General features: G+C 68.4%; 10 protein-coding genes. 6 read left to right on the top strand and 4 right to left on the bottom strand.

Annotation, left to right across the window (positions count from 1 at the left end; genetic code table 11):
* Window positions 1-439: 439 nt before the first annotated feature.
* Window positions 440-1,714 carry an urea ABC transporter substrate-binding protein gene (gene urtA / locus ACWESM_RS26390; RefSeq protein ID WP_355071748.1) on the bottom strand — a complete coding sequence of 425 codons (1,275 nt, stop codon included), beginning with the start codon at window positions 1,712-1,714 and terminating at the stop codon, window positions 440-442.
* A gap of 373 nt (window positions 1,715-2,087) precedes the next feature.
* On the opposite strand from urtA, the gene ACWESM_RS26385 reads away from it, so the two are divergent.
* Window positions 2,088-3,917 (top strand): acyl-CoA dehydrogenase, encoded by a 1,830-nt coding sequence (locus tag ACWESM_RS26385; protein WP_452494020.1) that lies wholly within the window; start codon window positions 2,088-2,090, stop codon window positions 3,915-3,917.
* 121 nt (window positions 3,918-4,038) lie between these two features.
* Here ACWESM_RS26385 and ACWESM_RS26380 read toward each other — a convergent pair whose 3' ends face one another.
* Window positions 4,039-4,884 carry a TetR/AcrR family transcriptional regulator gene (locus tag ACWESM_RS26380; RefSeq protein WP_364424476.1) on the bottom strand — a complete coding sequence of 282 codons (846 nt, stop codon included), beginning with the start codon at window positions 4,882-4,884 and terminating at the stop codon, window positions 4,039-4,041.
* 74 nt (window positions 4,885-4,958) lie between these two features.
* On the opposite strand from ACWESM_RS26380, the gene ACWESM_RS26375 reads away from it, so the two are divergent.
* Window positions 4,959-6,182 carry an MFS transporter gene (locus ACWESM_RS26375; RefSeq protein WP_364424474.1) on the top strand — a complete coding sequence of 408 codons (1,224 nt, stop codon included), beginning with the start codon at window positions 4,959-4,961 and terminating at the stop codon, window positions 6,180-6,182.
* Between the two features lie 53 nt (window positions 6,183-6,235).
* On the opposite strand, the gene ACWESM_RS26370 is transcribed toward ACWESM_RS26375, so the two are convergent.
* Complete coding sequence (locus tag ACWESM_RS26370) at window positions 6,236-6,520, bottom strand: hypothetical protein (RefSeq protein ID WP_355071755.1); 285 nt, start codon at window positions 6,518-6,520, stop codon at window positions 6,236-6,238.
* A 26-nt stretch (window positions 6,521-6,546) separates the two neighbouring features.
* Entirely contained in the window at window positions 6,547-7,953 is a 1,407-nt protein-coding gene (ramB, locus tag ACWESM_RS26365) for an acetate metabolism transcriptional regulator RamB (RefSeq protein ID WP_355071757.1), read from the bottom strand.
* Between the two features lie 93 nt (window positions 7,954-8,046).
* On the opposite strand from ramB, the gene ACWESM_RS26360 reads away from it, so the two are divergent.
* The 4 genes from ACWESM_RS26360 to ACWESM_RS26345 all read left to right on the top strand — a co-directional run bounded on the left by ACWESM_RS26360 (window position 8,047) and on the right by ACWESM_RS26345 (window position 12,590).
* Entirely contained in the window at window positions 8,047-9,558 is a 1,512-nt protein-coding gene (locus ACWESM_RS26360; protein ID WP_452494018.1) for an ATP-dependent DNA ligase, read from the top strand.
* A gap of 156 nt (window positions 9,559-9,714) precedes the next feature.
* Window positions 9,715-10,971, top strand: coding sequence for a lipase family protein (locus ACWESM_RS26355; protein WP_412804869.1), 1,257 nt, complete (start codon window positions 9,715-9,717; stop codon window positions 10,969-10,971).
* A 90-nt stretch (window positions 10,972-11,061) separates the two neighbouring features.
* Window positions 11,062-12,300 (top strand): inorganic phosphate transporter, encoded by a 1,239-nt coding sequence (locus ACWESM_RS26350; RefSeq protein WP_355071763.1) that lies wholly within the window; start codon window positions 11,062-11,064, stop codon window positions 12,298-12,300.
* An 11-nt stretch (window positions 12,301-12,311) separates the two neighbouring features.
* Entirely contained in the window at window positions 12,312-12,590 is a 279-nt protein-coding gene (locus ACWESM_RS26345; protein WP_364424463.1) for a hypothetical protein, read from the top strand.
* Window positions 12,591-12,599: the final 9 nt, after the last annotated feature.

Raw genomic sequence — 12,599 nt, 5'->3', positions numbered from 1 at the left:
GCGACCGCCGCTTGCTCCTTCGTCGCGTGCGCGGCGGCCGCGCAAACGCGAGCCGGGCCGCGAACGGCGCATGCTCGGTCTCGCTTCGCTCGAAACCTGGAGCTGAGGTGCGCTGGGCGCGTTCGGTGTGCGCCGGAGGATCTGGTGTTCGCCTACCAGTGGCTCTCTTCGTTCACCTCCGTGGCTAGCGCGGTGCGCGTTGAGCGCTTGTGACCAGGGACCGAAGCTGTGCCGGAAGCGGTATGGCCGGAAGCGGTATGGCCGCAAGCGGCATGCGCGGAATCGGTGGCCGTGCCCTGCGGCTAGTTGCCGCAGGGCCTGCGATGCCTGCGCCGGTCCGATGCTGTCCGCGGCCCCCCTCATTACGCGCTCCGCGTGACCGCCGTCGCGACTGTGTCGCCGGGCGGGCACCGGTAGCTGGGCCGCGGACAGCCGCGGACTACTTCAGGCCCTTGGCCCAGTCGTAGGACTTCAGGTAGGGGTCCGGCGTCACGGCCTTGCCGGAGTCCCACACGGTGTAGATCAGGCCGTCGGGGCGGATCTCGCCGATACGGGCGGTCTTGGTGATGTGGTGGTTGGCGCCGTTGATGGTGACCAGGCCCTCGGGCGCGTCGAAGGTCACGCCGTCGGCGGCGGCCTGGATGTCCTCGACCTTGAACGATTTCGCCTTCTCGACGGTGTTCTTCCACAGGTAGACCGACGCGTAGGCGGCTTCCATCGGGTCCGAGGTCGGCTTGTCGGCGCCGAAGGCGGCCTTGTAGTCGGCGACGAACTTCCGGTTCACCGGGCTGTCGACGGTCTGGTAGTAGTTCCACGCGGTGAGCTGGCCTGCGATGTTCTGCGCGCCGATGCCCGCCACTTCCTCTTCGGCGATCGAGACCGAGACCACCGGCATCTCGGCGGCTTTCAGGCCCGCGTTGGTGTACTCGCGGAAGAACGCGACGTTGGAGTCACCGTTGAGAGTGTTGAACACCGCGCCCGCCTTCGCGGCGCGAACCTTGTTCACGATGGTGGAGAAATCGGTGGAGCCGAGCGGGGTGTAGTCCTCGCCCTTGATCTCGATGCCGTTGGCGGCGGCGTACGCCTTGATCTCGCGATTGGCGGTCTGCGGGAAGACGTAGTCACTGCCCACCAGGTAGAGGGAGGTGATGCCCTTCTGCTTCAAGTAGTCCAGGGCCGGGACGATCTGCTGGTTGGTGGTGGCGCCGGTGTAGAAGATGTTCTTGCTGTCCTCCAGGCCCTCGTACTGCACGGGGTAGTAGAGCAGCGAGTTCAGGCTCTCGAACTTCGGCTTCATCGCCTTGCGGCTCGATGAGGTCCAGCCACCGAACACCGCGGCGACGCAGTCGGAGCTGATCAGCTTCTCGGCCTTCTCCGCGAAGGTCTTCGGGTCCGAGGCGCCGTCCTCTAGCACCAGGTCGATCTTCTTGCCGAGCACGCCGCCCGCGGCGTTGATCTGGTCGACCGCGAGCTTGGTCGAGTTGGCGACGGTGACCTCGGAGATGGCCATCGTGCCGGACAGGGAGTGCAGTGAACCGACCTTGATCGTGTCCTTCGACGTGTCGACGCAGGACGCGGCGCCCGAGCCGGTGGTCGAGGCGTCGTCCTTCGCGCCGCAGGCGGTCAGCAACAAGCCGGCGAGCGCGACCGCGGTGGGTACCGCCATCGCTCGCACCAAACGCCCGGAGCGATGGGTGGCACGGAAACTTGGCATGGGGCGAGCCCTTTCCTCATCAGGTATCGCGGCGGCGTCGGCAGGACGCCGCGTCGAACACCGCCGCCTTCGCCCCGCTCACGGCTGTAGACGGGGCTGTATACAACGGCTGTATTCGTGAAGGAACGGTAGACAGGAGTTGTTGCGCCGGAATATCTCTCGATGACAAGTCCGTTTCGTCTGTTTCGCCGATGTGAACCTTTCCTGTGAACGGATGGTGAACAGTTGTGAGATCCCGGCAAACCCGCTGGCCGGGGCGGATGTGGCTACGGTTGCGTAGCGTCGCCGCGATACGGCACGCTTCGATTCGTACGACGTCTGAACCGTCCCATGCCGCGGCGGCGGGCCGCGGACTCGAGTCGAGGAGGACCAGGTGGGCCACTACAAGGCGAACCTGAGGGATATCGAGTTCAACCTGTTCGAAGTGCTCGAGCTGAACAAGCTGCTCGATACCGGGGCCTACGGCGACCTCGATTCCGACACCGTCCGGGAGATCCTGTCCGAGGTGAAGCGCTTGGCCGAGGGGCCGGTAGCGGACTCCTTCGCGGCGGCCGACCGCGATCCGGTCGTCTACGACGCCGCCACTTTCTCGATCTCTGTTCCGGAGCCGCTCCGTAGGACCGTCGCCGCCGTGCGCGACGCGGACTGGAGCAGGCTCGGCATGCCGGAGGGCATGGGCGGCACCCCGGCCCCCGCGACGCTGGTCTGGTCGGTCGCCGAGATGATCACCTGCGCCAATCCGTCGGCGTCGTTCTTCAACATGGGCCCGGTCATGTCGTCCGTGCTGTTCGAGGTCGGCACCGAGCAGCAGCGGCACTGGGCCACGCTCGGATTCGAGAAGGGCTGGCAGGGCACCATGGTGCTGACCGAGCCCGACGCCGGTTCCGACGTCGGCGCCGGGCGCACCAAGGCGATCAGGCAAGAGGACGGCTCCTGGCACATCGAGGGTGTCAAGCGCTTCATCTCCGGCGCGGAAGTCGGTGACACCGCCGAGAACGTCTTCCATCTGGTGCTGGCCCGTCCCGAGGGCGCCGGGCCGGGCACCAAGGGGCTGTCGCTGTTCTACGTGCCCAAGTTCCTCTTCGACCCCGAGACTTTGGCACTCGGCGACCGCAACGGCGTGTACGTCACCGGGGTCGAGCACAAGATGGGCCTGAAGTCCTCGCCCACCTGCGAGTTGACCTTCGGCGGCCACGGCACGCCCGCCAAGGGCTGGCTGGTCGGTGACGTGCACAACGGCATCGCGCAGATGTTCCAGGTGATCGAGAACGCGCGCATGATGGTCGGCGTCAAATCCTCCGGCACCCTGTCGACCGGTTACCTCAACGCGCTGACCTACGCCAAGGAGCGCGTTCAGGGCGCGGATCTGACGCAGATGACCGACAAGGCCGCGCCGCGTGTGGCCATCACCCAGCACCCGGACGTCCGACGTTCGCTCGCCATGCAAAAGGCGTACGCGGAGGGTTTGCGGGCGGTGTATCTGTACACCGCCGCCCATCAGAACGCCGATGTGGCGCAGCTCGTTTCGGGCGCCGACCCCGAGCTGGCGCACCGGGTGAGCGATCTGCTGCTGCCGATCGTCAAGGGAGTCGGTTCGGAGCGGGCCTACCAGTACCTGACGGAATCGTTGCAGACCTTGGGCGGATCCGGTTATCTCCAGGACTACCCGATCGAGCAGTACATCCGGGACGCGAAGATCGACTCGCTGTACGAGGGCACCACCGCCATCCAGGCGCAGGACTTCTTCTTCCGCAAGGTCATTCGCGACCAAGGTGTGGCGCTCGGCCACGTCAACGCGCGGATCGCGGCGTTCCTGGACGCCAAGACCGGGCGGTTCGACACCGAACGCGAACTACTGCGCACGGCCGCCGAGGACGTACAGGCCATGGCCGCCTCGCTCACCGGCTTCCTGATGGCCGCCCAGCAGCGGCCCACCGAGTTGTACAAGGTGGGTCTTGGTTCGGTGCGTTTCCTGCTGGCGGTCGGCGATCTGCTCATCGGCTGGCGGCTGCTGGTCCAGGCGGAGATCGCGGCCGCCGCGCTGGCCGCCGACGCACCGGAGAAGGACCGCGCTTTCTACGCCGGAAAAGTCGCCGTCGCGAGCTTTTTCGTCAAGAACGTGCTGCCGACGCTGAGCGCGGTGCGCGGAATCGTCGCGACGCTGGACAACGACATCATGAACCTCGAAGAAAGTGCGTTTTGATCAGCCGCATGCTCGGTCTCGCTTCGCTCGAAAGACATAGTTGCGGTGCGCTGGGCGCGTCGAGTCTCGGGCCTCGGCATCGAGTGCGCTGTTCGGGCGGGTGATGTCGCTCGCGGCGGGTTCAGGGTTCGGGCTGGGACAGGAGTTTGAGCACCACGGGACGGGACAGGGTGCCGGAGACCTGACGGGCGAGGTGGTTGGCGCTCGCGCCCGCGGCGTGGGCGGCGCGTAGGGCGGTAGCGAGTTCTTCGCGGGCGGCGTCGGCGGCGGCTTGGGCGTCGCGGAGACGCTGGGCGGCTCGGTCGACTCCGGACGGCTCGTCGTCGGCGGTCAAGTCATTGACCAGCTCGACCTCGGGCAGGCGTGCTTCCCGTTCGCCGGGGGCCGCGTCGCGGCGCATCGCCGCCCTGGCGAACTCCATCAGGAACGCGCGGGTGGCGTTCCCATCCTCCGCGGCGGCCTCGCCGAGCAGCAGTTTGGTGGTCTGCGGAACGGCGAGTGACCAATTGGCCAGGCCGCACAGGGCCAGCAGCAGGCGGCCCGCGTTCGCGGAGTCCACGTCGAACTGTTCCTGCGCGCGATCGAATTTGCGCACGTAGTGCGCGGCGCGCCAGCCGTCGATGTCGTGCGCGTCGGCGCCGCGATGCAGTGCCTCCCAGAGCATCAGGCGCAGTAGCTGGGGGTTGTCCCGGTGGTAGTCGTACAGCTTGCCGACGTACGCGCCGGGTTCGGTGTCGGCCAGCGGCTTCACCACGTCGATGAACTCGCGCAGGGTGTCGATCAGGATGACGTCGAACAGCTTGTCCTTGCTGCCGAACAGTCCGTAGATGCGTTCCTTGTTGACACCCGCCGCGTCCGCGATCCGGTCGACCCGCGCGCCGGCCAGCCCGTGCTGCGCGAACTCGTCGCGGGCGGCGCGCAACAGGGCCTGCCTGGTCGCGTCACTGCGTTTCATCGTGGCGGTCATGACGGACACTTTACCATTCCATTAAACCAACTATTTGGTTGACAACGCGGCTCGCCAGGGCCTACCTTCGACCCATGGCAATGCCCACTCTTCAGTCCGTGGCTCCGGTCCGGACGCGCACCCGAGTCGTCTCGTCGCGTGCCCACACCGGGCGCACCCTGCCCTTCTTCGTCTTGTCCGCACTGCTGGCGACCGGCCAGATGTACGTTCCGATCCCACTTTTCACCGCTATGCGGGCCGACTGGAGCGTCGGTCCCGCCGTGATGACCTGGATCATCAGCGCGTTCGCCTTCGGCTACGCCGGCGGCTTCGTCCTGTTCGGGCCGCTGTCGGATCGCTATGGGCACCGCCGGGTGCTCGTCACCGGGATGCTGGTGGCCGCAGCGGTCACACTGTTGACCGGTTTGGCGTTCAGCGCTCCACTGGCCGTCGGCCTGCGGGTGGCGCAGGGGCTGGTGGTCGGCTCGATCCCGCCCGCGATCATGGCCTACGTGGCGACCCGCATCGCTCCGGCACACCGTGCCGTGGCCACCATGTCCGTGGCCACGTCGTTCCTCGCGGCGACGGTGGTCGCCCAGATCGTGTCGCAGTGGATGGTCGCCGCATTGCCGTGGCGCACCGTGTTCGTCGCCTCCGCGATCGCTTTCGCCGTGCTCGCGCTGGTGTTGCGGTCCGCGCTGCTGGCCGACGCGCCCACCGGCCGGGACAAGCCGCTGCGGCACAGCTACGCCGCCATTCCGGCGGTGCTGCGCATCCGGGCGCTGGTGCCGATGCTGATCGCGGGCGCGATGAGCATGGCGGTGATGGTCGGGGTGTACACCGGCCTCGAACTGACCGGAGTGGTTCGAGGCGCGGGCGAACTGCTCGCGCTGCGTGCGGGCGCGCTGCCGGTGATGGTGGCGCTTCCCCTGCTCGCGGTGCCGCTGGCCCGGCTGTCCAAGCACGGTCAGATCGCGCTGGGCGTGCTGATCGCCGCCGCGGCGATGGTGGTCGCGACCTTCGAGGGAACTCACCCGGCCGTGCTGGCCGTGCTGCTCGCCGTTCTGGTCGGCGGACTGGGCATCATCGCGCCGGCCGTGCTGCAGAGCGCGGGTGAACTGGGCGGTGAATCCCGCGCGGCCGCGATGTCCGTCGCGATGTTCTCCTTCTACGTGGGCGCGACCATCGGCCCGCTGGTCGCTGCCGCCGCGGCGCCCCACGGCTTCGCGACCCTCGCCTGGACGCTGGCCCTGTTGCTCGTCGCCGCACTGGGTATGACGGGGATCGGTCTCCGCATGCAGAGGTCGACGGCCGCCTGAGCGAACAGGATGTCCGGCCGGTATCGGTGCTCCGATACCGGCCGGATGTTCGTTCAGGGACGGTGCCGCAACGAAATCACCTGAGCTGTCAGCATTTTTTCGGGCTCCGGACCATTCCAGACCACTTCGATTTCGGTGTCGTGATATTCCCGGGCCACGTCGCGCAGCATCGCGACCGCCGCGGCGCGCGCCTGCTCCGGCGCGGCGTCAGCGGCGATCTGCGCCAGCCGACCGCAGAGCATCCCGCCCCGCGTGTCCAGGACGCTGTGCCGCCAACCTTCCGGCGTCGCGATCAGCACGATCGACGCGGGCATGGGGTACCGCGAATCACCGGCCATAGCGACAACCTACGGAACCGGTGGGACTACTTCAGCACGTACGGCGATACGGAGCTGCGGTGTTCGCTGATGTCGAGCACTTTGCCCAGGGGTGGGAAGGCGCGCTGCGGGCAATTGGCGCGTTCGCAGACTCGGCAGCCCGCACCGATCGGCGTCGGCTGCACTTCGTCGAGATCGATGCCGTCGGCGTAGATCACGCGGGCCGCGTGCCGCAATTCGCAGCCGAGACCGATGGCGAAGGTTTTGCTCGGCTGGCCGAAGCGGGTGGCGCGGCGTTCCACCGTGCGCGCCACCCAGAGGTATTTGCGGCCGTCGGGCATCTGCGCGATCTGGGTCATGATCTTGCCCGGGTAGGCGAAGGTCTCGTAGACGTTCCACAGCGGGCACGTGCCGCCGCTGGCGGAGAAGTGGAAACCGGTGGCGGACTGGCGCTTGGACATGTTGCCCGCCCGGTCCACCCGCACGAACGAGAACGGCACGCCGCGCAGCGACGGCCGTTGCAGCGTGGAAAGCCGGTGGCAGATGGTCTCGTAGCTCTGCGTGAAGAACGCCGACAGCCGCTCGATGTCGTAGCGGAAGTCCTCGGCGACCTCGTGGAAATGCGTGTACGGCAGCACCGTCGCCGCGGCGAAGTAGTTGGCCAGCCCCAGCATGGCCAGCTTGCGGGCGTCCTCGGAGGCGAAATTGCCTTCCTCGACCAGCTTCTCCAGCAGCTCGCCGCACTCGAAGTAGGCCAGCTCGGCGGCCAGTTTGAAGGTTCGCTGCCCGCCGGACAGGTGCGGCGCGATCTCCAGGGTGCGGGTCTGCGGGTCGTAGCGGTGCAGCACGCCTTCGCCGAGGTCGATGCGCTCGATGATCCGTACGTCGTGGGCGCGCAGGATCCTGGCGATCTCGCTGTTCACGTCGCCGCCGTGGAAACGGATGCGGGCGGTGAGATCCTCGGCGGCGGTGTCCAGCTCGTGGATGTAGTTCTGGCGCTGGTAGAAGTAGTCGCGCACCTCCTCGTGCGGCTTGCTGATCGCGCCGCTGCCCGCGCCGTCGGCGAACCGGTCCTCGGTGGCGGCGGCCAGCTGGGCGGAAGTGTTGCGGTAGCGGTTGTGCATGTTGACCAGCGCGCGGGCCATGCTCGGGTGCGCCGAGACGATGTCCGCGATCTCCTGGGCGTCGGCCTCGATGCCCAGCTCCTCGTCCATCACGACCTCTTGCAGTTCCGCGATGAGCCGGGTGTCGTCCTGAGCGGAGAAGAAGGTCGTGTCGACGCCGAACACGTCGCTGATCTTCAGCAGCACCGGCACGGTGAGCGGGCGCACGTCGTGCTCGATCTGGTTCAGGTAACTCGCCGAGATCTCCAGCTGCTGGGCCAGCGAGACCTGGCTCAGTCCGCGTTCGGTCCGCAGTTGACGCAGCCGAGCGCCGACGTAAGTCTTGGCCATGCGTCCAGCTTATGGGTGCTTTCGCATCCGTGCCAATTTCCGATTAACACTCCTCGCGGACAGGTGTCGTACCCGGCGGCTACCGTCGGCAGGGTGTTGTTCTCGGATGTCGTGCTGGCCTCGGAGACCGTGCGGGCGACCAGGTCGCGCAAGACGAAGATCGCGACGCTCGCCGCGCTGCTGACCGCGGCCGCGCCGGAGGAGCTCGTGCCCGTGGTCGCCTGGGCGTCCGGCGAACTGGCACAGGGGCGGATCGGTACGGGGTGGCGCACGCTCACCACGCTCGACCACGCGCCCGCGCCGGTGCCCACGCTCACCGTGTCGGCGGTGCACGCGGCGCTCAGCGAGCTGGCCGTTGTCTCCGGCGCCGGTTCCGCGGCCAGGCGCAAGGAGCTGCTCGCGGCGCTGTGGTCCGCGGCGACGGCGAACGAGCAGGGCTTCCTGGTACGCCTGCTCACCGGGGAACTGCGCCAAGGGGCGCTCACCGCCCTGGTCGCCGAAGCCGTGGCGGTCGCCGCGGACGTGCCGCCCGATGCGGTGCGCCGGGCGTACATGTTGTCGGGCCGCCTGCCGGTCACCGCCGTCGCGGCGCTCACCGGCGGGGCCGCGGCGCTCGCGGAGTTCCGGCTCGAAGTCGGTCGTCCGATCCAGCCCATGCTCGCCTCGCCCGGTGCGACGCTGGACGAGGCGCTGCTCGAGTTCCGTGGCGAGGTGAGCGTCGAGCACAAACTGGACGGCGCGCGCATTCAGGTGCACCGGGACGGCGACCGGGTCCGGATCTTCACCAGGACGCTGCGCGAGATCACCGCAGGCGTTCCGGAACTCGTCGAGCTGGTCGCGGGCCTGGACTGCACGAGCGTCGTGCTGGACGGGGAGACGCTGGCGCTCACCGACGCCGGACGGCCGCGTCCGTTCCAGGAGACCATGAGCCGGTTCGCCGAGGTGAGCTCCACCAGGGAGCTGCTGCTGCATCCGTACTTCTTCGACTGTCTGCACCTGGACGGGCAGGACCTGCTCGACGCTCCGCTGTCCGAGCGGCGCGCCGCGCTGACGAAGGTGGCCGCCGAGCACACCATCCCGGCGCTGCTGCGGCCGGATGCCGATGCGGCCGCGGAATACTTCGACGCCGCGCTGGCCGCGGGGCACGAGGGCGTCATGGTCAAGTCGTTGACCGCGCCGTACGCGGCGGGCAGGCGGGGCCGGGCCTGGCAGAAGATCAAGCCGACGCACACCCTCGACCTGGTCGTGCTCGGCGCGGAATGGGGCTACGGCCGCCGCACGGGCTATCTGTCGAACCTGCATCTCGGCGCGCGCGACCCGGAGGGCGGCGAGCCGGTCATGGTGGGCAAGACCTTCAAAGGACTCACCGACGCGCTGTTGCGGTGGCAGACCGACGAATTCCCCCGCCACGAGCGCTCGCGTGATCAGCACACCGTGTACCTGTGGCCGGAACTCGTCGTCGAGATCGCGCTGGACGGCGTGCAGGTCAGTTCCCGCTACCCCGGCGGTGTCGCTCTGCGTTTCGCTCGTGTGGTGCGGTATCGCCCCGACAAAGACCCCGCCGACGCGGACACCATCGATACCATTCGGGCACTACTGCCGTGATGTGAAGCGTGGTCGCTCCCGCGCCGGGCGCGTGTCGGGCGTGCCGAGCACGTCGAGCCACTGTAAGTATGGGCAGCGCAAGGTTCCGGATGGCCCCCACAACGCAGTGGTCCGGCCGGTTCGTGCTTCCGGACTAGGAATCGGCGGGCGGGTGGGATGATGCGAAAATCGCTGTGCGGACGGTATGTCCTGCTGTTGGCGGCACTCCTGGGCGCCTTGGCGGTGAGTGCGGTCGGTACGCCCGTGCGGGCGAATCCGATCGAGCAGTTCCTCACGCCGTCGCGCGAGTATCCGGGAATCCTGCCCACGCCGCTGGACGATCCCTTCTACACGCCGCCGCCGGGCTTCGAGAGCCTGCCTCCGGGAGCGATTCTCGCGTCCCGTGCGGGCGGAACGGGCCTGACCGCGTTCCCGTTGCGGTCGACCGAACTGTTGATCCGGTCCACCGATTCGAAGGACCTGCCGGTGCCCGTGGTCGCGACATTGCTCGTGCCGCAGGCCCCGTGGAACGGACCGGGGCCGCGTCCGGTGCTGTCGTTCAATGCCGCGATCGACTCGCTCGGGCATCGGTGCGCACCGTCCTACAAACTCAGGAACGAGCCGACAGCCGAGTTCTGGGCCGCCCAGATTCCGCTGTCCAAGGGCTACGCCGTGCTCGTGCCCGACCATCAGGGCCCGCGGCAGGCGTACGCGGCGGGACTGATGGCCGGGCACGCGGTGCTCGACTCGATCCGGGCGGTGGTGAACACGCCGGAGTTCGGGTTGCGACCGGAAGCGCCGACCGTGGTCACCGGATACTCCGGCGGCGCCATCGCGAGCGGATGGGCCGCACAACTGGCCCCGCGATACGCGCCCGAGCTGAATCTGGTGGGTGCGGCGTTCGGCGGTGTCCCCGCCGACTTCGACATGCTGCTGTCCACCATGAACGGACGCAACGCCGCGTCCGGAGTTTTCCTGGCCGCCACCCTCGGACTGGCGCGAGAGTACCCCGAGCTGCTCGGCCTGATGAACGACGACGGCTGGCGGCTGGCTCAGGTCGGCAAGGACCTGTGCATGACCGCGGAGGAGTTCGGCGGCGCCGTGGCGCCCATTCCGGTGCAGGCGCTCACCCATGCCGCCGCGCCCACCGACCTGCCGATGGTCAGGGAGATCCTGGCCGCCAATCGGCTGGGTGCGAGCGCGCCGACGGTGCCGGTGTTCCTGTATCACGCCACGCACGATCCGTGGGTGCCGCTAGCCGGTGCGGAGAAGCTCTACGCGGACTGGTGTGGCGCCGGAACGCAGGTGGATTTCCAGGTCCATTTCGGCGAGCACTTCCTCGTCGGACTCAGCGGCATCCCCGGCGCCAACTCGTGGATCGATGACCGGTTCGCCGGTCGGCCCGTCGCCCCACACTGCACCCGGACCGGCTGACCAGGACGGATCAGACTAGTGCACGGAGGCCGGACGAAGTTCCGGTAACCGGCATTACTGTGCCGTCCGGGGGTGCAGCACACTGGAGGCGTGACCGTCGAATTACTGGTTCTCCTGATCGTCATCGTCACGGCGCTCGCATTCGATTTCACCAACGGCTTCCACGACACCGCCAACGCGATGGCGACCTCGATCGCCACCGGCGCGCTCCGGCCGCGGGTGGCGGTCGCGCTCTCGGCGGCGCTGAACCTGGTCGGCGCGTTCCTGTCGGTGGCCGTCGCCGCCACCGTGGCGAAGGGCATCGTGCGACTCGACGCCGTCGGAGGCCAGGACCTGATCGTCATCGTGTTCGCCGGCCTCGTCGGCGGAATCCTGTGGAACCTGCTCACCTGGCTGTTCGGCCTGCCGTCGAGTTCGTCGCACGCGCTGTTCGGCGGTCTGATCGGGGCGACGCTGGCCGCGCTCGGCTGGAGCGGGGTGATCTGGGCGTCCGGGTCGGACGGCGTGGTCACCAAGATCATCCTGCCCGCGGTGCTCGCGCCCATCGTCGCCGCGCTGATCTCGGCGATCGGCACGTGGCTGGTGTACCGGATCACGCGCGGCGCCGAGGAGGGCAAGGTCACCGAGGGATTCCGCTGGGGCCAGATCGGCTCCGCCTCGCTGGTCTCGCTGGCGCACGGCACGAACGACGCGCAGAAGACGATGGGCGTGATCTTCCTCGCGCTCGTGGCGCACGGGACGCTCACCAAGGACGACGACCTGCCGCTGTGGGTGATGGCCGCGTGCGCCCTCGCCATCGCGGCGGGCACCTACCTCGGCGGCTGGCGGATCATCCGGACGCTGGGCAAGGGCTTGGTCGAGATCGACTCGCCGCAGGGGCTCGCGGCGGAATCCGCCTCGGCCGCGATCATCCTGACCTCGGCCCACTTCGGGTTGCCGCTGTCCACCACGCAGACCGCGACCGGCTCCATCCTCGGCACCGGCCTGGGCAAGGGCGCCGAGGTGCGCTGGGCCGTGATGGGGCGCATGGTGGTCGCATGGCTGCTCACGTTGCCGCTCGCGGCGGTCGCCGGGGCGATCTGCTGGGGCATCGCCCACGTCATCGGCGGACTGGCCGGGGTGCTGGTGGTCTTCGCCCTGCTGGTCGGGTTGTCGACGCTGATGTACCTGCGGTCGCGGCGCGATCCGGTGCACACCGGCAACGTCAACGAGTGGCCGGGCGAGGGGGCCGATCCGTCCGCGGTCACGCCGGTCACGGACGATCGGACCGCGCCGCCTGCGGGCGGCCGGACCACGTCGGCGGACTCCAACCGCTCCGCCCAGGTGTAGGAGGACCAGGCGTGCACACTCTCGTCACCAATCTGAACGCCCTGTGGAAAGTCATCGTGGCCGGGCTGGTGCTGGGCGCCGGTCTGCCGATGATCTTCGCGCTCGGGGTGCGGTTCTGGTCGATGACCGCGACCACCGACGCGGGCACGGTGCGGCGTAACTATCCGGCCCTCGCGGTCGCGCTTGCGTGCTTCGTGCTGGTCGTCGTTGCGATCGTCACCGGCATCCTGTACACGGCGAAGGCGTTCCTGGCGGCCAAATTCGGCATCCATCTGTTCGGGCAGGCGTAAGGAGTGCCA

Source organism: Nocardia sp. NPDC003999 (assembly GCF_053604885.1).
This window is presented reverse-complemented; position numbering and strand designations above follow the sequence as displayed.